Origin of the sequence: Vibrio sp. V43_P6S15P86 (assembly GCF_009904725.1) — a bacterium.
Lineage (GTDB): Bacteria > Pseudomonadota > Gammaproteobacteria > Enterobacterales > Vibrionaceae > Vibrio > Vibrio diabolicus.
The window spans coordinates 13,046-36,817 of the sequence record NZ_WXWT01000233.1; the positions used below are offsets into that span (position 1 = coordinate 13,046).

Annotated in this window: 18 protein-coding genes; 9 read left to right on the forward strand and 9 right to left on the reverse strand. The window is 46.8% G+C overall.

Going from position 1 to position 23,772, the window contains the following annotated elements; genetic code table 11:
* The first annotated feature begins 42 nt into the window (after positions 1-42).
* The 6 genes from CAG69_RS10240 (at position 43) to mgtE (ending at position 4,936) form a co-directional block, all read left to right on the forward strand.
* Complete coding sequence (locus CAG69_RS10240) at positions 43-1,512, forward strand: RNA polymerase factor sigma-54 (protein WP_005396241.1); 1,470 nt, start codon at positions 43-45, stop codon at positions 1,510-1,512.
* A gap of 24 nt (positions 1,513-1,536) precedes the next feature.
* Positions 1,537-1,824 carry a ribosome hibernation promoting factor gene (hpf, locus tag CAG69_RS10245; protein WP_005381114.1) on the forward strand — a complete coding sequence of 96 codons (288 nt, stop codon included), beginning with the start codon at positions 1,537-1,539 and terminating at the stop codon, positions 1,822-1,824.
* Between the two features lie 2 nt (positions 1,825-1,826).
* On the forward strand, positions 1,827-2,273 hold the full coding sequence (ptsN, locus tag CAG69_RS10250) for a PTS IIA-like nitrogen regulatory protein PtsN (protein WP_005381116.1): 447 nt from the start codon (positions 1,827-1,829) through the stop codon (positions 2,271-2,273).
* Positions 2,274-2,287: 14 nt separating this feature from the next.
* Positions 2,288-3,151, forward strand: a complete 864-nt coding sequence (gene rapZ / locus CAG69_RS10255; RefSeq protein ID WP_109170274.1) for an RNase adapter RapZ — start codon at positions 2,288-2,290, stop codon at positions 3,149-3,151.
* 2 nt (positions 3,152-3,153) lie between these two features.
* Positions 3,154-3,429 carry an HPr family phosphocarrier protein gene (locus tag CAG69_RS10260; RefSeq protein ID WP_005396244.1) on the forward strand — a complete coding sequence of 92 codons (276 nt, stop codon included), beginning with the start codon at positions 3,154-3,156 and terminating at the stop codon, positions 3,427-3,429.
* Positions 3,430-3,577: 148 nt separating this feature from the next.
* Positions 3,578-4,936 (forward strand): magnesium transporter, encoded by a 1,359-nt coding sequence (gene mgtE, locus CAG69_RS10265; protein WP_006742352.1) that lies wholly within the window; start codon positions 3,578-3,580, stop codon positions 4,934-4,936.
* 61 nt (positions 4,937-4,997) lie between these two features.
* On the opposite strand, the gene pmbA is transcribed toward mgtE, so the two are convergent.
* Positions 4,998-6,341: a metalloprotease PmbA gene (pmbA, locus tag CAG69_RS10270; RefSeq protein WP_005396252.1), complete on the reverse strand. Its 1,344-nt coding sequence runs from the start codon at positions 6,339-6,341 to the stop codon at positions 4,998-5,000.
* 110 nt (positions 6,342-6,451) lie between these two features.
* On the opposite strand from pmbA, the gene yjgA reads away from it, so the two are divergent.
* Complete coding sequence (yjgA, locus tag CAG69_RS10275) at positions 6,452-6,979, forward strand: ribosome biogenesis factor YjgA (protein WP_005396253.1); 528 nt, start codon at positions 6,452-6,454, stop codon at positions 6,977-6,979.
* Positions 6,980-7,066: 87 nt separating this feature from the next.
* Here the strand turns inward: yjgA and CAG69_RS10280 are convergent, their stop codons facing one another.
* Both CAG69_RS10280 and rluA read right to left on the reverse strand, forming a co-directional pair.
* Positions 7,067-8,029, reverse strand: coding sequence for a D-2-hydroxyacid dehydrogenase (locus CAG69_RS10280; RefSeq protein WP_161444063.1), 963 nt, complete (start codon positions 8,027-8,029; stop codon positions 7,067-7,069).
* 93 nt (positions 8,030-8,122) lie between these two features.
* Positions 8,123-8,875 (reverse strand): bifunctional tRNA pseudouridine(32) synthase/23S rRNA pseudouridine(746) synthase RluA, encoded by a 753-nt coding sequence (gene rluA, locus CAG69_RS10285; protein WP_161444065.1) that lies wholly within the window; start codon positions 8,873-8,875, stop codon positions 8,123-8,125.
* Between the two features lie 342 nt (positions 8,876-9,217).
* Here rluA and CAG69_RS10290 point away from each other — a divergent pair, with 342 nt between their 5' ends.
* Entirely contained in the window at positions 9,218-10,483 is a 1,266-nt protein-coding gene (locus CAG69_RS10290) for an NRAMP family divalent metal transporter (RefSeq protein ID WP_031780527.1), read from the forward strand.
* A 108-nt stretch (positions 10,484-10,591) separates the two neighbouring features.
* On the opposite strand, the gene rapA is transcribed toward CAG69_RS10290, so the two are convergent.
* Entirely contained in the window at positions 10,592-13,501 is a 2,910-nt protein-coding gene (gene rapA, locus CAG69_RS10295) for an RNA polymerase-associated protein RapA (RefSeq protein WP_161444067.1), read from the reverse strand.
* Positions 13,502-14,062: 561 nt separating this feature from the next.
* On the opposite strand from rapA, the gene CAG69_RS10300 reads away from it, so the two are divergent.
* The gene (locus CAG69_RS10300; RefSeq protein ID WP_006742346.1) at positions 14,063-15,439 is read left to right on the forward strand and encodes a PhoH family protein; all 1,377 of its coding nucleotides are present in this window, start codon (positions 14,063-14,065) and stop codon (positions 15,437-15,439) included.
* Positions 15,440-15,505: 66 nt separating this feature from the next.
* Here the strand turns inward: CAG69_RS10300 and tldD are convergent, their stop codons facing one another.
* Genes tldD through CAG69_RS10325 form a run of 5 tightly spaced genes read right to left on the reverse strand, consistent with a single transcriptional unit; the run spans position 15,506 to position 23,769 of the window.
* On the reverse strand, positions 15,506-16,951 hold the full coding sequence (tldD, locus tag CAG69_RS10305) for a metalloprotease TldD (protein ID WP_047009150.1): 1,446 nt from the start codon (positions 16,949-16,951) through the stop codon (positions 15,506-15,508).
* A gap of 11 nt (positions 16,952-16,962) precedes the next feature.
* Positions 16,963-17,784, reverse strand: coding sequence for a carbon-nitrogen hydrolase family protein (locus tag CAG69_RS10310; RefSeq protein ID WP_161444069.1), 822 nt, complete (start codon positions 17,782-17,784; stop codon positions 16,963-16,965).
* 33 nt (positions 17,785-17,817) lie between these two features.
* On the reverse strand, positions 17,818-21,699 hold the full coding sequence (locus tag CAG69_RS10315; RefSeq protein ID WP_161444071.1) for a YhdP family protein: 3,882 nt from the start codon (positions 21,697-21,699) through the stop codon (positions 17,818-17,820).
* A gap of 12 nt (positions 21,700-21,711) precedes the next feature.
* Positions 21,712-23,181, reverse strand: a complete 1,470-nt coding sequence (gene rng / locus CAG69_RS10320; protein WP_005381138.1) for a ribonuclease G — start codon at positions 23,179-23,181, stop codon at positions 21,712-21,714.
* A gap of 18 nt (positions 23,182-23,199) precedes the next feature.
* On the reverse strand, positions 23,200-23,769 hold the full coding sequence (locus CAG69_RS10325; protein ID WP_161444073.1) for a Maf family nucleotide pyrophosphatase: 570 nt from the start codon (positions 23,767-23,769) through the stop codon (positions 23,200-23,202).
* Positions 23,770-23,772 lie beyond the last annotated feature (3 nt).

A 23,772-nucleotide genomic window follows, 5' to 3' on the forward strand; every position in this document is an offset into this window, starting at 1 on the left:
GGAACGGTAAGATTCTGAGCATTACAAGGTAAGTAACACTGAATGAAACCTTCATTACAACTCAAGCTAGGTCAACAGTTAGCCATGACGCCACAGTTGCAACAAGCGATTCGCTTACTGCAACTGTCGACACTCGATCTTCAACAGGAAATCCAAGAAGCCTTGGATTCAAACCCATTATTGGAAGTTGAAGAAGGCCAAGATGAGCCTCTAGCAAACGGTGAAGATAAATCAGCGGTCGAGGCTGCTGATAGCAACAGTGCTAACGAACCAGCAGACATTGACGTTCCAGACAGTTCAGACGTAATTGAGAAGTCAGAGATCAGCTCTGAACTTGAAATCGATACCACTTGGGATGACGTCTACAGCGCGAATACCGGTAGCACTGGCTTAGCTCTTGACGATGATATGCCCGTCTACCAAGGCGAAACCACGGAATCATTGCATGACTACCTAATGTGGCAGCTTGACCTGACACCATTCAGTGAAACCGATCGTACGATTGCATTAGCGATTATTGACGCTGTTGACGACTACGGTTACCTAACCCTATCTCCTGAAGAAATTCATGAGAGCTTCGATAACGAAGAGATTGAGTTAGACGAAGTAGAAGCCGTTCGTAAACGTATTCAGCAGTTCGATCCGCTCGGTGTGGCATCACGCAACTTACAAGAGTGCCTACTGCTACAGCTGGCGACTTTCCCAGAAGACACGCCATGGCTTGCTGAAGCCAAAATGATTCTTGCGGATCATATTGATCACCTGGGGAACCGTGATTACAAGCTCGTCATCAAAGAGACTAAGCTGAAAGAAGCCGATCTCCGTGAAGTCCTCAAACTTATCCAGCAGTTAGATCCTCGTCCCGGTAGCCGTATCACACCGGATGATACCGAGTACGTAATTCCAGATGTGTCCGTTTTTAAAGACAACGGCAAATGGACTGTTTCTATCAACCCAGATAGCGTTCCAAAATTAAAAGTTAATCAACAATATGCTCAATTGGGCAAAGGCAATAGCGCGGATAGCCAGTACATCCGCAGCAATTTGCAAGAGGCAAAATGGTTAATTAAGAGCTTAGAGAGTAGAAACGAGACGCTACTCAAAGTTGCAAGATGTATTGTTGAACATCAACAAGATTTCTTCGAGTATGGTGAGGAAGCCATGAAGCCAATGGTACTAAATGATGTAGCCTTGGCGGTGGACATGCATGAATCCACGATTTCTCGTGTAACAACACAAAAATTCATGCATACACCACGTGGCATTTTTGAATTGAAGTACTTCTTCTCTAGCCATGTTAGTACTGACAACGGCGGAGAATGTTCGTCAACAGCAATTCGCGCACTCATTAAAAAACTGGTCGCAGCAGAGAATACTGCTAAGCCATTGAGTGATAGCAAGATTGCTGCTCTTCTGGCTGACCAAGGGATTCAGGTCGCAAGACGTACGATAGCCAAATATCGAGAATCCTTGGGAATTGCCCCTTCAAGTCAGCGTAAACGCCTATTATAAGGCACTAACTGAAAAGGAAAGTCTATGCAAATCAATATTCAAGGCCATCACGTTGATCTTACCGATTCAATGCAAGACTATGTAAATTCTAAGTTTCAGAAGCTCGAAAGGTTCTTCGACCATATCAATCAAGTACATGTTGTACTAAAAGTTGAAAAAATCACTCAAATCGCGGAAGCTACGCTTCATATAAATCAAGGCGAAATCCACGCATCAGCTGATGACGAAAATATGTATGCCGCGATCGATTCGCTGGTAGATAAATTGGTTCGCCAACTCAATAAGCACAAAGAAAAACTAAACAGTCATTAATCATGCAACTGAGCGAAATACTGTCATTGGACTGCACCAAGAGTGCGGTCCACTGCACGAGTAAAAAACGCGCCCTTGAAATGATCAGCCGCATCGTGGCTGATCAAACGGGCCAAGATTCTACCGAACTGTTCGAGTGCATGCTCAACAGAGAGAAAATGGGCAGTACTGGTATCGGAAACGGTATTGCGATCCCACACGCTAGAATGCAATCGAGCGACAAGGCTATTGCTGTCTTGCTGCAATGTGATGAAGCAATTGAATTCGATGCGATTGATAATCGACCTGTCGACCTTCTTTTTGCGCTCCTTGTACCAGAAGAACAGTGCAAAGAGCACCTCAAGACTCTATCCTCTATGGCAGAACGTCTGAGCGATAAGCAAGTATTGAAACTACTGCGCAATGCTCAGAGTGATGAAGAACTTTACGACATCATGATTCACCAATAAGCAGGACGGACATCATGCGACTAATCGTGGTTAGCGGGCACTCAGGTGCCGGTAAGAGTATTGCGCTGCGCGTACTGGAAGACTTAGGTTATTACTGTGTTGATAACCTCCCAGTGAATTTGCTGGACGCATTTGTTCACTCTGTTGCTGACAGCAAGCAGAATGTTGCGGTAAGCATTGATATTCGCAATATCCCTAAAAAGCTAAAAGAACTGACTGGTACACTGGAGCAGTTGAAAACAGAGCTTGATGTGACCGTGCTTTTCTTGGACGCCAATAAGGAAACGCTACTCAAACGCTACAGCGAAACACGCCGAATCCACCCTTTATCTTTAGGTGGCACCTCTCTCTCCCTTGACCAAGCCATCGAGCGTGAGAAAGAAATTTTAACACCACTTAAAGCGCATGCCGATCTTGTACTGAACAGCAGCGGACAATCTTTGCATGAGTTGAGTGAAACCGTGCGTATGCGTGTTGAAGGCAGAGATCGCAAAGGGCTTGTTATGGTATTTGAGTCTTTTGGCTTCAAATATGGCCTGCCTTCCGATGCCGATTACGTATTCGACGTTCGCTTCTTGCCCAACCCACATTGGGAACCAGCGTTGCGCCCACTTACGGGTTTGGATGCCTCTATCGCCGCATTTTTGGAGCAGCACCAATCGGTGTTAAGTTTGAAATACCAAATTGAAAACTTTATAGAGAATTGGTTACCTCTGCTCGAGAAAAACAACCGCAGCTATTTGACCGTTGCAATAGGTTGTACCGGTGGTAAACACCGTTCGGTGTACTTAACTCAGCAAATCGGTGAGTACTTCGCCAATAAAGGACACCAAGTGCAAATTCGCCATACCTCACTAGAGAAAAACACTAAGGAGTAGCTGTGGAGTTAAGTCGTAAAGTATTGATTCAAAATCGCCTTGGCTTACATGCTCGCGCAGCCGTCAAACTGGTCGAACTGGCCCAGAGCTTTGAAGCGGTCATCACTATCGACAATGAAGAAGACAAAACCGCCACAGCAGACAGCGTAATGGGTTTATTAATGCTTGAGTCTGCTCAAGGACAGTACGTCACAATCCACGCTGCGGGTGAGCAAGCAGAAGAAGCACTGGATGCCGTTTGCCACTTAATCGAAGATAAATTTGATGAAGGCGAGTAATTTACTCGCTTTTTTATTACCTCTCACTCTCCTTCCCCTCACTGCTCCAAGAAATAAATTTGCTTAGTATCATAAGTTGTTATTAAAAGGCGCCTAGAATTAAGTTATTATTCAACGCATTGTAAATATCAGGAATTGGGAGGAATGAATGGCAGAGCAAATTGAATTCGACCAAGCTCACCAAGCCCTCCAAGAAGTCACAGAAGCGCTAGAAAATGGCCGCTTCGTCCATGTTCGTCGTCAGTTACAGGACATGGAACCTGAGGATATCGCTCACCTTTTAGAAGCCTCTCCACGCAAAAGCCGTGAAGTTCTCTGGCAACTCACCGACCCTGAAGACTACGGTGAAATCCTCGACGAACTGAACGAAGACGTCAAAGATAGTCTCGTATCCAAAATGGCACCAGAAGCGCTTGCAGAAGCGACAGAAGGCATGGATACCGATGACGTGGCTTATGTACTGCGTAGCTTGCCAGACAACCTGTCACGCGAAGTCCTGTCGCAAATGGACTCCTCTGACCGTCTGCGTGTCGAAACCGCCCTGTCCTACCCAGAAGACACTGCAGGTGGACTGATGAACACCGACGTTATCACGATTCGTGGTGACGTAGATGTGGACGTGGTTTTACGTTATCTGCGTATGAAAGGTGAACTACCAGAAGCAACGGATGCACTTTATGTCATTGATGAAGAAAGCAAACTGATTGGTGAACTACCCATTACTCTGCTGATCACGACCCAGCCTGATGTCAAAATTGTCGACATCATGGAAGATGCTGACGAAGCGATTACTGTCGATACCAGTGATTCAGATGTTGCTAGTCTGTTCGAACGTCGTAACTGGGTCTCTGCTCCTGTCGTAGACGAGAATCAGCATCTCGTTGGCCGTATCACTATCGATGACGTAGTTGACGTTATCCGTGAAGATGCCGAGCACTCGATGATGAGTATGGCAGGTATGGACGATGACGAAGATACCTTCGCCCCCGTTGTAAAATCAGCTCGCAAACGCAGTATCTGGCTTGGGGCCAACGTGTTGGCCGCACTCGCCGCCGCTTCTGTTTCTAACATGTTTGAAGCCACGCTAGACCAAATGGCTGCCATTGCCGTATTGATGACGATTGTTCCTTCCATGGGTGGTGTCGCTGGTAACCAAACCGTCGCACTAGTGATTCGTGGTCTTGCTCTTGGTCATATCGGTGACTCGAACAAACGAGAACTGTTGATGAAAGAAGCCTCGATCGGTTTACTCAACGGCATCATGTGGGCGCTGATTATTGGCGGCATTGTTGTCGCTTGGAAAGGTAACTGGATGCTAGGAGGAATCATTTCCGCCGCGATGCTGACTAACTTATTGGTCGCTGGGGTTGCCGGAGTAACGATTCCAATCCTCTTAAAGAAAATGAACATCGACCCAGCTTTAGCTGGTGGTATGGCGTTAACGACCGTAACGGATGTAATTGGTTTATCAGTATTCTTAGGGCTTGCCACAATACTGATTACCTAACTGCAAAAACTAAAAAGCCTGATGAACACATCAGGCTTTTTTAATTCTGAATTAGGAAAGCTTACTCACCCGCAACTTTCATCGCATCCAGTAAGATTGAACCCGTTTGAATTTGCGAGCGCGTTTCAACGTCGCTACCTACGGCAACAATCTTATTGAACATGTCTTTTAGATTACCAGCGATGGTAATTTCCGATACTGGGTATTGGATTTCGCCGTTCTCAACCCAAAAGCCTGCAGCACCGCGAGAGTAATCACCAGTTACCACGTTCACGCCTTGCCCCATAACTTCTGTCACTAACAAACCAGTGCCGAGCTCTTTGAGCATTTGTTCGAAGTTTTGACCAGTCGATTTCACGTACCAGTTATGGATGCCACCAGCGTGACCTGTCGGCGCCATCTTCATTTTACGTGCAGCATAACTGGTTAACAGGTAAGTCGCTAGCACACCGTCAGTGATGATCTCACGATCTTGAGTGTACACGCCTTCGCTATCGAAGGGGCTTGACGCCAAACCACGTAATACATGTGGACGCTCCGAGATATTGAACCACTCAGGAAGCACTTGCTTACCAAGGTGATCAAGTAGAAAAGAAGATTTACGGTACAGGTTACCACCGCTGATCGCCATAACAAGGTGACCAATCAAGCCAGTTGCAACATCAGCGGCAAACATGATTGGGTATTTACCTGTCTTTAAGCGCTGCGCATCTAAGCGGTTAATCGTATTCTCTGCCGCCTTACGACCCACTGTTTCTGGTGTCCATAAGTCATCGCGATGACGTGCCACTGTGTAGCTGTAATCACGCTCCATTTCGCCATTTTGACCAACGCCAATCACACAACAGCTGGTACTGTGGCGGCTAGACGCATAGCTTGCTAATAAGCCATGGCTGTTACCATACACTTTTACACCGTAGTGACTATCATAACTCGCGCCATCACTTTGCTTGATTGCACTGTCATAACTTAACGCTTCTTTCTCAGCGGCGATCGCCACATCGGCAGCATAATCGGGATCAGGGGCGTCTGGATGGAAAAGATCAAGCTCAGGGATCTCTTGAACCATGTATTCTTTGGCTGCGGGCCCTGCAAATGGATCTTCAGATGTGTAATGCGCAATATCCAGCGCCGCAATAACGGTTTGCTCGATAGCAGCTTCACTTAAATCAGACGTGGAAGCACTGCCTTTACGTTGACCTCGGTAAACGGTAATGCCCAGCGCACCATCGCTGTTGAACTCGACATTTTCTACCTCGCCCATGCGAGTAGATACACTTAAACCAGTGCTTTTGGTAATTGCGACTTCGGCGGCGTCAGATTTTGCCGATGCAAGCTTTAAGGCTCTTGCGACGGCTTGCTCTAGCTCGGTACGTTGCTCAGCAACCTGCTGTTTAATATCCATTGTCTTTCACATCTTGTCTTTGATGAACAATAGGATAACAAGAATTTCGCTTTCTCCCCACGATTCTTGTTAAAATAGTCATAATATTAATCAAAACACAGGCAACTGAAATGGCACGTAAGAATCAAAAAGCGCCATGGGAACCAGAAGAAGAGATCATCTGGGTAAGCAAATCCGAGATGAAGCGAGACATGGAAGAACTGCAAAAGCTAGGTGAGGAGCTTGTCGGCCTCAAACCTGCAGTTCTCGAAAAGTTTCCATTGAGCGAAGACCTGCGAGAAGCAATTGCAGACGCACAACGCTTTAAAAACGAAGCGCGTCGTCGCCAATTACAACGTATTGGTAAGTTGATGCGTTATGAAGATCCAGAGCCAATCCAAGCGGCGTTGGATAAGATTCGTAACAAGCACTCTCAATTAACGGCGGTATTCCACAAGCTTGAAGCTCTGCGTGATCGCGTGGTGGAAGAAGGCGACAAAGCCATTGATGACGTAATGGAAATGTACCCAGAAGCGGATCGTCAGCGTCTACGCCAATTGGCTCGCCAAGCAGCCAAAGAGAAAAAAGCAGGGAAACCAGCAAAAGCGTACCGCGAAATCTTCCAGATCCTAAAAGGTCTCAACGAAGAAGAGTTTTAATTCGACGGCTCGATTCCAACGAGCATTCAATTAACGAAAAAAGCAGACATGATGTCTGCTTTTTTATCTTTTACTTAAATGTCAGCGTTACACCAAGCGATTAATACGCTCTCCGCGATCGAAAGCGTTAATGTTCTCAATCAAGATTTCCACTAAACGTTGAATCGATGAGTCGCTGCCCCATGCAACATGCGGTGTAAGTAACAAATTAGGTAAACCCATATTGGCAATCAGCGGATTGCTCTCATCAGCTGGTTCTTGTGTAAAAACATCAAAACCAGCCGCAGCGATTTCTCCCTGTTTTAGGGCATCCACCAGCGCTTGCTCATTTACCAAGCCTCCACGCCCCGTATTAATTAGAATGGCATTAGGCTTCATTTGCTGTAATTCTGCTTGACCAATCAAATTCTGAGTATGCTTGTTGAGCGGACAGTGCAAAGTCAACGCATCAGAGCGTTTCAATACTTCCTCAAACGGCACATAACCAGGTCGGCATTCTGATGCACCTTTACGCTCAGCAAAGATCACCTGCATGCCTAGCGCATCAGCTAACTGTGCTGTCGCTTGCCCTAAAGCGCCGCTGCCAATAACACCTAGTGTGCTACCACCTATATCCCCGATTGGGTGCGTAAAAAAGCAGAACTGCTTATTACGCTGCCATTCGCCAGCGGCAATATCTTGATGGTAACCAAATAAGTTTCGGCGTAAAGCAAACAGCATCGCCATCACGTGCTCAGGTACCGAACGCGTCGCGTAACCACGTACATTGGCAACCGCAATATCATGCTTAGCACAGTAGTCCACATCGACGTTGTTAAAACCAGTTGCGGCAACCGCGATCATCCGCAATTGTGGTAGTTGCTCTAATATATTTTGGTCAAGCAGGACTTTATTGCTAATCACGATATCTGCATCTGCTAACCTTTCTATTACCTGCTCTGGCGTGGTTAAGTCGTACTCACGCCAGTGGTGCTGAAAGCTAGGTCGTGGGATCTCAATATGTTCTGGGATGGTCGCACGGTCCAAAAATACGATGGTCGGCAAAGACATAACAACTCCTTGTTCACGGCTGAAAGACAGGATACATCAACCACAGTAACGAAATAGCGAACTAGAAAGAACCGTTGTTGACTGCGGTTGGCATTAAGGGTGTGGCAACGTTTTATAATCAGGCAATGTACGTTCTGGCGAAAAATAGTTAAAGATCGCCGCCTCGGCTTCAGGATAAAAGTCACAGGGTACAAAAATACTGCTCAGCTGATCCGTAGCTGGATGATAAAAACTTAGCTCCGCAGCGTGCAACTCTAAACGTTCTGAAAACTGATACGCCTCTTCGCTTGCATAAAACTCATCACCCACAATCGCATGACCAATCGCCATCAAATGCACGCGCAACTGATGCGATCGACCAGTAATGGGCAGTAGTCGCACAACGGTCGTATGGGTGCCATCAGGGTGCACTTCACGCTTCACCACTTGGAATAAAGTTTGAGATGGTTTGCCGTCGTCGAAACATACTTTTTGTCGCGGACGATTTGGCCAATCACAAATTAGTGGAAGATCAATATTCCCTTCTTGCGGCTCAACATGCCCCCAAACACGTGCGTAATACACCTTGTGAGTGAGACGATATTGGAACTGCTTTTTTAATGCTCGCTCCGCAGGTTTGTTTTTCGCCAGCAGCATCAACCCTGATGTAGACATATCCAAGCGATGCACAACTTGGATTTCTGGATGCACTTCCTTGAGGCGGCTCCACATGCTGTCGTAATGCTCTGCAAGGCGACCAGGTACAGACAGTAACCCAGATGGCTTATTCACTGCCAGAATGTCGTCATCCTCAAAAACGATATCGACCCAAGGGTCGGTGGGAGGGGTATATTCAAGCATTGCCATGGGAGATCTCTACAAAATAAAAACGCCGCGATTATATAACCAAATAGCACCCAAATGCAGGGTTATGACGAAAAGTTCAAACCAATAAAACAAAGTCAATCCTTTAGCATAAAAACTAAAAATAGCACGTTGTAAATTTAGTTTGACAACAAGACGCATAACTGAATAGAGTGCTAGATGCACACAGCATGATATTCGCAAAGAATACTTAAAATAAATACATCAAAACACAGCATTTAAAAGACATTACCGTTGCGCAGTATAGGGCGAGCGCTCAGCTTGTCATGTACTGCGGTATGTATCTCTTTAGAAAGGTACATAAAATAAAAAGGACAATAAGCAATGGACTCCGCCGTTATAGATAAACCCCAATCCAAACTTTCCTTATTTTTTCGTTCGTTAGGCCCCGGCATATTAATGGCATCTGCTGCGGTGGGTGGCTCTCACCTCGTCGCATCAACCAAAGCTGGTGCGATTTATGGCTGGCAACTGGCGGCGCTGATTCTGCTCGTAAACCTGTTTAAATACCCTTTTTTCCGAGCGGGCGTACAGTACACCATGGGGACAGGGCTCACCTTGGTTGAGGGCTACGCGAAATTAGGTCGGCCTTATCTATGGCTATTTCTATTTCTGAGCGTGGTCTCAGCCGTAATCAATACCGCCGCTTTGTTGATGTTTAGCGCTAGCTTGCTGGGCTACTTCATTCCGTTTTCACTATCAATGGCATCACTCAGTATCATTGTGATTGTCACCTGCCTGATCATATTATTTGCTGGCCATTACAAAGCGCTCGATACGCTATCTAAGGTGATCATGTCGGTGTTAACCATCGCGACTTTACTTGCCGTTTCTATCGCCTTTGGTAACCCTGTTGAGCAAGTGGCCAACTTCGAGCCACCGTCACCTTGGTCGATTGCGGCAATTGGCTTTATCGTCGTAACAATGGGCTGGATGCCAGCACCGATAGAGATCTCCTGCTTGACCTCTGCGTGGTTAAAACGCCAATCAAGCCAGCAAGAAGTAACGTATCGCTCTGCTCTATTTGACTTTAATGTCGGTTACATTGGCACGGCTTTTCTTGCCATTATCTTTGTATCGTTAGGTTCTTTGATGCTCTATGGCTCTGGCGTTGCACTTGAAAGCTCAGGCGTTGGCTTCTCCCACCAATTGGTTGGCTTATATGCGGCAACAATTGGCGAATGGTCTCGTTATTTGATCGCGGTAATTGCGTTTTTCTGTATCTTTGGCAGCACGATTACCGTTATTGATGGCTACTCACGCGTTATTTCTGACTCTCAACGTCTACTGCGCTCACAACCAGACACTAACCCTAAAGCCACGTCAGCGATCATGCTGGTGGTCGCCTTACTTGCATTAGGTATTGTGGTTTTCTGGGCTTCTGCGTTATTGCCTATGCTGAACTTTGCGATGATCCTCGCCTTTATGACCACGCCATTCTTTGCTCTGCTAAATTACACATTAGTGAGCAAAACCGAGTTACCTGAACCTTTGGCTGTTGGACCTAAATTGAAGTGGTTGTCGATTGCAGGCCTGATTTACTTGTTTGGCTTCTTGGCTGTATTTATCTGGTGGAAATGGTTGATGTAAATGAGTTAGCTATGAGTGATTAGTGCATTCCGCATAAAGAAACTAAACCGCAAATAAAGAAAAAGGTCTTCAACTGAAGACCTTTTTTAATGAACAATAAATGCTTACTTAGTTGTGGCTCACCACAATCAAACGTAGCGAATCGAGCTGCACTTGAGCTTGGTTGATGTAACCAGTGAGCTCCTTAATTTGTGCATCAATGGCTTCAATTTCTTCATCACGAATATTTGGGTTTACCGCTTTCAGTGCTTGCAAACGCTCAAGTTCTGCATTCAAGCTATGCTGCATATCTTGATGAGCTTGCTTGCGTACTTCCTCAACCTTCGCTTCGATAAGACTATCCCCCGCTTCAATTAAGCGGTGTACGTCTTTCTGTACCGACGTGACCAACTTGCTACCTAAGTGACGGTTTACAGGGCTAAGCTGGCGGTTAAAGCTTTCAAATTCCACTTGAGCAGACAAATCATTACCACGCGAGTCCATCATCAAACGGATTGGCGTTTTCGGTAAGAAGCGCGCGATACCACTGCGTTTTGGCGCTTGCGCATCTACCGCATAAATCAGCTCAAGAAGAATGGTCCCGACTGGTAGCGCTTTGTTTTTCAAAAGAGATACCGCAGACGTGCCCACCCCTTCACTCATCAGAAGATCGATACCACCTTGGATCATTGGGTGCTCCCAACTGATAAAGTGCATGTCTTCACGAGATAAAGCCGTATCACGATCAAACGTGATCGTCGCTCCTTCGTATGGCAGACCTGGGTAGCTTGGTACCATCATGTGCTCAGATGGGGTCACAATCAGTGCGTTTTCACCTTTATCGTCTTGGTTCAAGCCAATCGTATCAAAAAGAGAAAGTGCGAAGGTGACCAGATTGGTATCGCCGTCGGTTGATTCAATTTTCTCAACGATTTGTTGTGCTTTTTCCCCGCCATTTGAATGCATTTCTAACAGGCGATCACGGCCTTGCTCCAATTGGGATTTCAGCTCTTTATTCATTTTTGCTGACGCTTCAATGATCTCATCTAGCGTGCTGGTGTCACCAGAAGCAAGGATTTCAATTAGATCATCAGAGTACTTATCGTAAACGGCACGGCCTGTTGGGCAAGTTTCTGCAAAAGCGTTCAGGCCTTCATCGAACCAACGCGCTAGGATCGCTTGCGAGGTACCTTTCAGGTAAGGAACATGAATGTCGATGTCGCGATTTTGACCGATACGGTCCAAACGACCGATACGTTGCTCAAGCAAGTCAGGGTTGAACGGCAAGTCAAACATGACTAATTGGTTGGCAAACTGGAAGTTACGGCCTTCAGAGCCGATTTCACTACAGATAAGAACCTGTGCACCACCTTCTTCTTGCGCAAAGTAAGCGGCTGCTTTGTCACGCTCAAGGATCGACATACCTTCATGGAAGACGGTCGCACGAATGCCTTCACGCTCACGCAGCGCTTGCTCCAATTGCAGAGCCGTACTTGCACGAGAGGCAATCACCAGAATTTTCTCGCTGCGCTTCTCTTTTACCTTTTCAAGTAACCAATTCACGCGCGAGTCAAACTGCCACCAGCTTGCATCATCGCCTTCAAATTCTTGGAAGATCTCTTCTGGGTAAAGGTTCTTCATTGCACGTGCTTCCGAACTCATCTTACCGCCGATCATCCCAGCAACACGCATTGACGTGGTGTATTGCGGTGGAATATCCATTGGCATCAGGTGCACGTTACGCGCAGGGAACCCTTTGATAGCCGCACGTGTGTTACGGAACAGAACTCGTCCCGTACCGTGACGATCCATCAAGTTGTCGATCAACTCTTGGCGCGCTGACGCTTTCGCTTCTTCGTCAGTCTCACTCTCGATTATGCGGAAAAGTGGTTCTACGTCTTGTTCAGACAACAATTCAGTAATCTGGTTTTTCGCTTCATCAGGCAGTTTTTCACCAGAGAAAAGTGAAGTAATCGCATCCGCTACAGGTGCGTATTGCTCTTCTTCCTCGACAAACGCTTCATAATCGTAGAAACGGTCAGGATCCAGCAAACGCAGACGAGCAAAGTGGCTTTCACGACCAAGCTGTTCTGGCGTTGCCGTCAGTAGCAGTACGCCCGGAGTGCGTTCAGCCAAGCCTTCCACTACTTGGTATTCACGGCTCGGTTTATCTTGGCTCCACTCAAGGTGATGCGCTTCATCGACAACCAGTAGGTCCCACTCACCTTCCAGTGCTTGTTCAAAACGCTTGCGGCTCTTGCGTAGGAAGTCCAAAGAACACAGCACGTATTGCTGGGTATCAAATGGGTTTTCTGCATCCGCGAATGCTTCGATACAACGCTCTTCGTCAAAGATAGAGAAATGCAGGTTGAAACGACGCATCATCTCAACCAACCATTGATGCTGCAGTGTTTCAGGCACCACAATCAAAATGCGTTCGGCACGACCAGACAGAACTTGCTGGTGGATGATCATGCCCGCTTCGATGGTTTTACCCAAACCTACCTCATCCGCCAACAAGACGCGTGGCGCGTGACGACGGCCAACTTCGTGCGCGATGTAAAGCTGATGAGGGATCAAACCTGCACGCATACCACATAGGCCACGCATTGGGCTCTTATGCTGCTCAAACTGGTTGGTTAGCGCACGGTAACGCAGAACAAAGTTGTCCATACGGTCGATTTGACCGGCGTACAACTTATCTTGAGGTTTGTTAAAACGAATTTGGTTGCTAAGGAAAATCTCACGCAGAACAACAGCGGTTTCTTGCGTGTCTTCACGAGTACCGAAATAGGTGTAAAGACCTTCATCTTCCAGTACTTCTTCTACTTTTAGAGACCAACCTTCTTGGCAATCGATGACATCCCCAACATTAAAGGTGACTCGGGTAACAGGTGCATCGTTACGTGCGTAAACTCGGTTTTCCTCTGACGCTGCAAACATCAATGTCACAGTACGAGCATCCATTGCTACAACGGTACCTAAACCTAAATCGCTTTCCGTATCGCTAATCCAGCGCTGCCCCAAAGCAAATGTCATGAATTGACTACCTCGTTATTAGTTCTTGATTCGTATTTCTTGTTGGTCTACTCATGCCCGTAGGCATGGATAATAGTTTAGATCTGATTCTGGCTTCTGCTATGCCGGTAGCATTCGTCATTCCAGTATGAGCTGAGTATTTTTTAAGCCAGCTCAACATGATAAATCGGACGTAGCCTATACGCAGAAAAAGGTCGCTAATCTTACTTGAAGCTGTGATTTAGGTCACGCCGAAACCGCATCAAGCGGAAACTTTTTTTCCCAAACTATAAATGCAATCAAATTGTAAAATACTCATGCCAATTATTAAGTTGTAGAACGTAAATATTACGTATACTTCTAGTGAGGGGCGTTTAAAACCATTGCATATGATTTAAGCGCGTTAGTACACGATTAGGATCAACACGGGTTTGCAGTAAGTTGTCTTGCTACTCGGTTGCACACTAACCGACATCAGCCCGACAACCTCTATTGCAAGCAATCAGAGTTAGGCCGCTTCACACCTATTTGAGAACGACCTAACCACTCGCATGCAGAGCCGTATTACGGCAAGGAGACGCTATGGGCGATACCGATCGGAAACTGTTTGTACTTGATACCAACATTCTTCTTCATGAACCCTTTGCCATCTTCTCTTTCCAAGAACACGATGTCGTTATCCCCATGACCGTGTTGGAAGAACTCGACCGAATCAAAGACAGCAAACGCGATGTCGCAAGAGACGCTCGCGTGGCTATTCGCGCTTTGGAAGATTTGTTTAAAGAAGCAACGCCCGATGAAATTTCTGAAGGTATTCCTGTTTCTAAAGACAGCCCCGACCAAGGCACCATTTCCATTTTGGCGGATTTTGAACTGCAGGAAACCGTCAAAGCCTTCGCCGACAAAGCCGGTGACAACCGCATACTCAATGCGGTGCTTTATCTGCAAAACAAACGAGCACCACGTGAAGTGGTACTGATCACGAAAGACATTAACATGCGTCTGCGCGCCAAAGGCGCTGGCGTACGTTTTGTTGAAGACTACCGAACCGATCAACTGATTGACGACATTCAATACCTCACCAAAGGCTTTCAACTGCGTGAGGGGGACTTCTGGAGTGATATTGAGGAAGTAGAAAGTTATGCGCTGGGCGGAAAAACCTATCACAAGCTCAGTCGTGAACCTTTTGAACCAACCTTTATTAACCAATATGTGATTGATGAAGACAGCGACTTTGCTGGCCGCGTGGAAACCATCAATGAAGACAAATTAACGCTACTCGACCTGAGCCGAGAACGCATGATGCACCGTAAGGCTTGGGACATCACACCAAAAAACATCTACCAAGGAATGGCGTTGGATGCCTTACTTGACCCGGATATTGACCTGGTGATTTTAACCGGTGCCGCTGGTAGTGGTAAAACGCTATTAGCCATGGCAGCAGCACTGGAGCAAACCATTGAAAAAGGCATGTTCGATAAAATTATCGTGACGCGTAACACGCCAGACATCGGTGAATCCATCGGCTTCCTACCCGGCTCAGAAGAGGAGAAAATGATGCCGTGGTTAGCGGCGGTGACCGATACCTTGGAAGCGCTACATAAACACGATCACTGCACTGAAGGCTCATTGAAGTACATCTGCGATAAAGCCAATATTCAGTTTAAATCGATCAACTTTATGCGTGGCCGTTCTATTCAAAATGCGTTTGTGCTGCTTGATGAGTGTCAAAACCTCACCGCTTCACAAATCAAAACCATCATCACCCGCTGCGGCGAAGGAACCAAGATCGTCTGCTCCGGTAACTTGGCGCAGATTGACTCCCATTACCTCACCCCTGTGACCTCTGGTTTGACCTACATGGTTGAACGCTTCAAGAACTTTGAAGGCAGCGCGAATATTCACCTTAACGGCGTGGTTCGTAGCCGCTTGGCAGAGTTTGCCGAAGAGAACCTGTAGTCGACATCGACTCACAAAACAAAAGAGCGCTCTAATGAGCGCTCTTTTTATAACGATTCGAATGAGTTACTCAGTGCCACCCACCGTCAGTGAGTCCAATTTCAAGGTCGGCTGACCAACGCCAACTGGCACACTTTGTCCAGCTTTACCACATACGCCAACGCCCTTGTCGATACTTAAGTCGTTACCAACCATCGACACTTGTTGCATGGCTTCAATACCAGAGCCAATCAACGTCGCACCTTTAACAGGGCGCGTAATTTTGCCGTTTTCAATTAAGTACGCTTCCGATGCGGAGAACACAAACTTACCCGAAGTAATGTCCACCTGACCGCCACCAAAGTTTGGCGCATACAACCCTTTCTCGACCGTCGAGATAATTTCTTCTGGCGTATGCTCACCTGGAAGCATGTAGGTGTTGGTCATACGAGGCATTGGCAAGTGTGCATACGATTCACGACGACCATTACCCGTTGGATTTACACCCATTAGCCGCGCATTTAGCTTGTCTTGCATGTAACCTTTCAGCACACCATTTTCGATAAGCGTGTTGTACTGGCCATTCACCCCTTCATCATCCACATTGAGTGAACCACGAAGGTCTTTTAATGTACCGTCATCAACAATGGTACACAGTGAAGACGTCACTTGTTGACCCATTTTGCCAGAGAAAACCGAAGATTCCTTACGGTTAAAGTCACCTTCTAGGCCATGACCTACCGCCTCATGTAGCAATACGCCTGGCCAACCTGAGCCCAATACCACTGGCATCATGCCTGCTGGTGCGGCTTCTGCTTCAAGGTTTACCAACGCCATGCGAATCGCTTCGTCTGCATAATGGAAAGCTTGTTTCACACCATTGCTTTCCGTTAAAAAGAAATCGTAACCAAAACGGCCACCGCCACCAGCGCTACCTCGTTCACGTCGTTCACCTTTTTGTGCAAGCACGCTAATAGACAAACGTACCAAAGGACGAATATCGCCTGCATAAGTACCGTCTGTTGCCGCAACAAGCATCTGCTCATGCACACCGCTGATGCTGATCGAGACTTCTTTAATCAATGGTTCTTTAGTGCGGATGTAAGCATCTAGAGACTTAAGTAATTCTGTTTTTTGCTGCTTTTCCCATTCAGCTAGTGGATTCACAGCCGCGTAGTACGCTTGGTTCTCCGTACGTTTAAACGCATGAACTTTGCCATTTTGCCCTTGCTGAGCAATACCGCGCGCCGCCATTGCACTCTGCTTCAGGCCTTCAGGCTGGATTTGATCAGAGTAGGCAAAGCCTGTTTTTTCGCCAGTTACGGCGCGGACACCAACACCACAATCAATGTTAAAAGAGCCATCTTTGATGATGCTGTCTTCTAGAACCAGAGACTCATGCCAGCTGGACTGAAAGTAAATGTCCGCATAATCGATCTGGCGTGTCGCAATGCTGGCAAGCGTGTCAGCAATGTCTTGCTCTGTCAGACCATTTGGGGCAAGGAGTGCCTGTTCTATTTGGTTTGTGCTCATAGTTAGCTCTTTTATTTCCGTCTCAATTCATTTTGAAAGCGACTGTGTTGAGTCAGCGGCATATTCTGCCTTACTTGTTGGCTCTGTGACAAATCTATCTCTGTCACCAATAAGCCTACTTCATCCTGAAGCTGTTTATGAATACGTCCCCAAGGGTCAACGACCATTGAGTGTCCCCATGTTTTTCGTCCACATGGATGCGTTCCAGTTTGGCCGCTCGCCAAAATCCAACATTGTGTCTCAATCGCTCTAGCTCGCAATAATACTTCCCAGTGAGCTTGCCCCGTCACAGCGGTAAACGCTGCAGGCACCACAATGATATCCGCGCCTTCTTGGCGTAATACTTTATAAAGCTCAGGAAAACGAAGATCGTAACAGATGCTCAATCCAACACTGCCGATATCGGTTTCCGCCACGACTATTTGATTACCCGCCATAAACGTATCCGATTCACGATAACTACCATAACCATCGGCTACGTCGACATCAAACATATGCAGTTTGTCATAGTGAGCAATGCATTTACCGTGCGGCGGCAATACAAGCGTTGTGGTCGTGACACCTTTTGCGGTTTGAATGGGCATGCTTCCGACAATCAGTGTTAACTGGTTCTTTCTTGCGATTTCAGAGAGCCGCTGTTGAATCACACTACTCCCAAGTGGCTCTGCATGTTGATGGTACGCTTCGCGGTTGGAAAACAGCACCGTATTTTCAGGGGTAAGGACAAGCTTGGCACCTTGCTTACTCGCCAAAGCACACTGTTTTTCAATAAAGTCCAGATTCGCAGTGATATCTGGACCCGATGTCATTTGAATAATGCCAACACGTTCCATGTGTTTCCTCCCTATTCCATTTTAGTCGGTGAGTTATTTCGCCTGTTCACGCAGCTTTTCTGGCAGTTTGTATTCACCTTTACTTCGAGAAATTTCTTTCACCGTTGGTGAATCTAGTGGGCCTTTCACTTCATAATTGACTTGAGTGAAGACCTCAACCACCGGAGAAATCACTGTTGAGATGGCTAAAACATACAACGCGGTTTGTGGCGCTACTGCAAACGCGGTCAGCATTGGTAGGCCTGATGTGATGTCTGGGGTGAACTTCACTTCCGCATCGACCATTCTGCTGTTCATATTGGCGATGCCGCGGATCTGCATTTCCCCTGCTAACGCATCCATCACGATATCGTTGGTGATAAATACGCCATCTTGGATTTTGCCCGTGCCTGTGATCGAGTTAAACGCCATGCCTTTGTCGAATACGTCGGTAAAGTCGAGCTGCATCTTACGGATGATAGAATCCAAACTGAACAAGCCTAACAAGCGTGCCGCACCACTGACTTCACTGATCACGCCTTTACCAAATTCCGTTGAGACATTCCCTTGCAAGGTTTGTGTCTTCATTGACCAAGGTGCGCCGTCCCATTCCATATTGGCATTGATCTCAAATGGTGCTTGTTGAATGCCTGATGTAATACCAAAGCGCTCCATAAGATCGGTGTTGTTATCACCTTTCATTTTCATGGTTAAGTTGGAATGGCTACTCTCTTTCGTCAGGTCCCACCAACCACTCATATCAATGCGGTTTTTGCCGCTACTAAAGGTGATATTTTTCCACTCCAAGCGGTTCTGGCGACGCTGCAAATCAACATTCACTTTGCCCACTTTGTAACCTTGCAACCAAAAATCATCGATGTTCAAAGTTAAGTTTGGCATCTCAGCGTGAAACTGGCGGTCAAAATTGGTAATCAAAGGTGCGTTTTGATCCTCACTGGCAAAGAGCGAGCTACGCTCTTTGGTCATCTCTTCAAACCCTGGAATATACAGGTGCAAGTGCTCCAAAGAGACCGATAAGTCATACGGTTTCAGATAGTTAGCCTTACCTTTAACCTCTTGACTGTCCACATCGAGTTGCCAGCTCAAATTCTTTTTGCTTGCGGAGAAGTCCACATCATGAAACTCAATCCCACCAAGCTGCAAGTTTGGCGTTTCAACATCAATACGTGTCGGCAATGGAATGGTCGGCGTTTTCATGCTTGCCAAAACAGATGAGGATTGCTTACCTTCCGAGCCCTGAAGCAGCTCTGCCCATTGGTCTAAATTGAGCTCACCGACACGCACTGATGCATCGTGTCCGACAATAGGGCTGATCCTGAAACCACCTTTGCCGACCATTAAATGAGTCGCCGTCAGAACAGGTACGTCGCCAGTTATATCTATCTCGGTTTGATACTTAGCATTTGGGATCTGTAGTCTTGCTGAAATACTTTCTTGGTTGCCGGATGCCTGCAGTTTTGCTTGCCCGGACTCGCCAACTTGTTTCGCTAGCGGATAGGGATATTGACTCGCTAAACGATTTAGCTGCGCCAACACATCAAGTTGATAGGTGAAGCCTACATCATTAAGTTGTAAGTCAATGTCCATTTGCCACGGCGCATGCCCAGAAACAAGCTTTAACCAACGCTCACCAACATAAGGTTTGAGAGGCTCAACGTCCCAATCCCCTAATGTGTTAATCGTCACATTGTAGCCCTGTTCCGCACTCTCACCACGAAAATCGAGGGAGATAGGCTGGGTAAGCAACTCTGCAGACAAACCCGATGTGGTGACCACATCATTATCGAAGTGGATACGCCCTGTGGCTTTCTCCAGCGTCATTGGCGGCGCTTCAATATCGACACGGTTTTCTGTTAAATCGGCATAACCCCAAGCACGGGACTCTTTTTCAAAATCAAACGGAATGTTGAGCTGGAACTCAGAGTAAACCGGACCACTCACTTGCAGCGCCGTCAACGCTGCCCCGACCGAGTCCACCAATGGCGTCGCCATCATGTAGTCACGAACTTCATTGCCCGGCGCGCTCGCTTTAGCTTCAATCTCAATGTGTCCACCTTCCGCCAACTCAGGGATTCGCCCAGTAATACGCTTGGCATGGACACCATTTAGCGTAGCGGACTTTGAATCCAAATACATTGCATCATTTTCAAACAGCAAGTCCAGCTGCAGATCAGTGATGGTTGGCCACGCCGTATCAAAGCTAAATTTCGCGTCTTTTAAACCGACCCACGCCTGAAACATGCCATTATGATCTTTGTAAGGAAAATCCCCTAACTCGCCATACCACAGCAGCTTAGCCGTATTCACTTTACCGCCTTGAATCGCAGTCGATAGGTAATCCGTTAAGTCTTGTCCTAGTGCCAGAGTCGGCAGGTAACGCCATGTTTCACCTGCGTTATAGAGATCTGCTTCAGCATAAAACGATAAAAATGGGCTTTGTTCTTTTGGAAAATCAAGACGGAATGCTCCTAGTACTTGAAGATCTGGTGTCGCTGCCGTCACTTTATCAGACCACAAGCGCCAGCCGCTCTCATCTTGTTGCCAGATAATATCGACTTCACCTTGTTTGATATTCAGCGGAGCTTGAAATACATCACCGTACGGAAATACATCATCAATGACGGTTACTTTCGCTTTTGCCTGATCTAAATCACCAGATACACTGCCCTGTACATGATGGAATCCTGGTAGCAGTTCCCATTGCGTCATCGCAAGTTCATCCAGTTCCGCGGAGTAGCGTAACGTGTCTAAGCCACCGTTCATGGACAAGCGAACATCTTCAACTCGGCCTTTCGGTGCCAGTTTGTTGATAAGATCACTGGTCGATTCCGACTCTGGAGCCAATTTGATGAGCGGAATAAGTGCTTCGATATCGAGTTGAGAAAGGTTGAGCGTCCAACCATTCGGTTGCCAATCAAACGCTGCGTCTAATTCCGGCCAAGGGGTGTTGTCGGTTCGGATCCGAAGTGAGTGACCATTTACTTTCCAACCTTGTTTATCTGGTCGAAGATTGAAAATACCTGACTCGATAAACAGCTCATGACGACCGTTTTCATTCCACACGAGCTCAGAAGGCAACAGTTCAACATACGCATCATTCGGTTGGCTGTGTTTCAGCGTCAGCCAAGTGTTTAAGCTGACCTTACCCGACTCAGCACCCGATTCTTCTTGCATGTAAGTGGTTAACCAAGGCGTCACCGAGACATCTTGGGCACTTACGTAAAACTCACCAGACACATCACGTAGCGAACCATGATCTTTAAAGTTAGCGCTCACTAACAATGAATTCAGACGAACATCGGCAATGTTCACGGTGCCTTCGGCTAAGTGGTGCTTGCCTTGGTTGCTCCAACGGAGCTGCTCGATATCCAAACGGCGAGTCTCACCAGATACCGATTTATACCAAATCCGTGAGTCGGTAATGGTGAAGTCTTCAAACTGACGTAAAAGAAGTGAGTCGAGTTGGTCGATGAGCTTCACTTCGCTCTTATCCACACTCGACTCCTGCTCTTGACGACTAGAGGTCGGCAGAATGTCTACGGTGTGAATATCCAGAGCGAGGTTATGGATGGTGAGGTCAGCGACCACCGGTTTGAGTTGCAAAAGAGATTGAATGAGATCGAATTCAATTTGGATTTCTTCAACGGCAAAGCGTGCATCCTGAATATTCGGCAGATTCGCTTCTAAACCGAGTAGCGCGATCGAGGGGTGATTATTGCGCCACGTCCCTGCGACGTTGGCGATAGAAAAGTCAAAACCTGTGTCCTGCTTGACCCAGGTTTTGATCTCATCTTGGAAGTGGTTAAGTTGTGGCAATGTGACGCGCAGTGTGGTTACTAATATGGCCAATAACACCAGTACAGTAACTAAACTCCACGCACAAAAACGCCCAAAACGGTTAACACCAGAATTCACAAATGTTCCAAATTACATCATTACGACGTCAAACTGTTCCTGAATGTACAGGGGCTCAGCCTGAACTCGCACTTGCTTGCCAATAAATACTTCGAGCTCAGCCAATGCATGAGACTCATCACCCAACAGCGCTTCAGCAACAAACGGCGATGCGTACACAACAAAATTATCGGCGTCGTAAGCACGGTTTACACGAGTAATCTCGCGTAATATCTCAAAGCACACGGTTTCAACCGTTTTCACACTGCCACGGCCCTCACAAGTAGGACAGCCAGAACACAAGATATGTTCAATACTTTCTCGTGTGCGCTTACGCGTCATCTCGACTAAGCCGAGCTGAGTAAAGCCGTTGATGTTGGTTTTTACTCGATCTTTAGCCAGTGCGGTTTCCAATGAGGTGAGCACTCGCTGACGGTGCTCTTCAGACGCCATATCGATAAAGTCGATGATGATGATGCCGCCAAGATTGCGCAAACGCAGCTGACGAGCAATAGCCTGAGTTGCCTCAATGTTGGTATTAAAGATGGTCTCTTCAAGATTACGACGACCAACAAATGCACCAGTGTTGATGTCGATAGTTGTCATAGCTTCAGTTTGATCGATGATCAAGTAGCCACCCGACTTTAGCTCAACCTTGCGCTCTAAAGAACGCTGAATTTCATTCTCGGTGTCGTACATGTCAAAGATTGGCTTGTCACCTTCGTAAAGCTCAAGCTTGTCTGTTAACTCAGGTACATACTCAGAAGTGAATTCTTTCAGGTTTTCATATTCGAGGCGGGAGTCGACCATGATTTTATCGAGCTCTGTGCCGACAAAATCACGCAGAATACGCTGGGCCAAACCAAGCTCACCGTAAAGCGTTGAACGCGTTTTGTATTTTGAACGACGCTCCATGACTTTTAGCCACAAGCGCTTAAGAAATGCCGCATCTTGAGAAAGCTCTTTTTCATCTGCGCCTTCCGCGGCGGTACGAATGATAAAACCACCATGCTCATCACAGTAATGATTCACCACTTTTTTCAGACGCTCGCGCTCTTTCTCACTCTCAATACGCTGCGAGACACCAACATGGCTGGCACCCGGCATAAAGACAAGATAACGTGAAGGTAAGGTGATATCCGTCGTTAAACGCGCGCCTTTCGTGCCGAGCGGATCTTTGACCACTTGTACAACTATGTCTTGTCCCTGACGTACCAGCTCAGAGATATCACGGACTTGAAACTGCTGTTTTTCGTTCTCTGCCACACATTCGGTATGCGGGACAATATCTGACGCATGTAAAAACGCCGCTTTATCTAAACCGATATCGACGAAAGCCGCTTGCATACCTGGCAGTACTCGGCTGACTTTGCCTTTGTATATATTGCCCACAATGCCGCGACGTGATTCGCGCTCGATATGTATTTCTTGTAGTACTCCACCTTCAATCATGGCCACACGAGTTTCACTCGGGGTCACGTTAAGCAGCAATTCTGCACTCATGTGCACACCTCAAAACAATTATAAAAATTCTTGAATTAGCTGATCGGTTTCGAACAAAGGTAAGCCTACTACAGCGTGATAACTGCCTTCGATTCGGGTGACAAATCGCCCTCCGAGTCCCTGAATACCATAACTTCCAGCTTTATCGCATGGCTCTCCTGACTGCCAATATTGTTCGATTTCTTCGTGAGTCAGTTGCTTGAACCACACGTCAGTGGTGACGACCACTGAATGTTGTTGTTCCGATGATACGACGCTCACCGCAGTCATCACTTGATGACGACGACCGGATAAGTCAGTAAGCATACGCTTTGAATCTTCAAAACTTTTTGGTTTTTCTAGCACACGGTCATCGCATACTACGACCGTGTCAGAGCCCAATACAACGGAATCAGGCTTAGCTAATGCTAAGCCTGCCTGAGCTTTTTCCAAAGAAAGACGCAGCACGTACTCTCGTGCCTGCTCATGAGCCTGTTTAGCTTCCTCAATATCAGGCAATATGATCTCAAAATCATAACCTAGTTGAGCAAGCAGCTCTTTTCTTCTCGGAGAACCCGAAGCGAGAACGAGAGATAAGCTTTTCTTCACCGC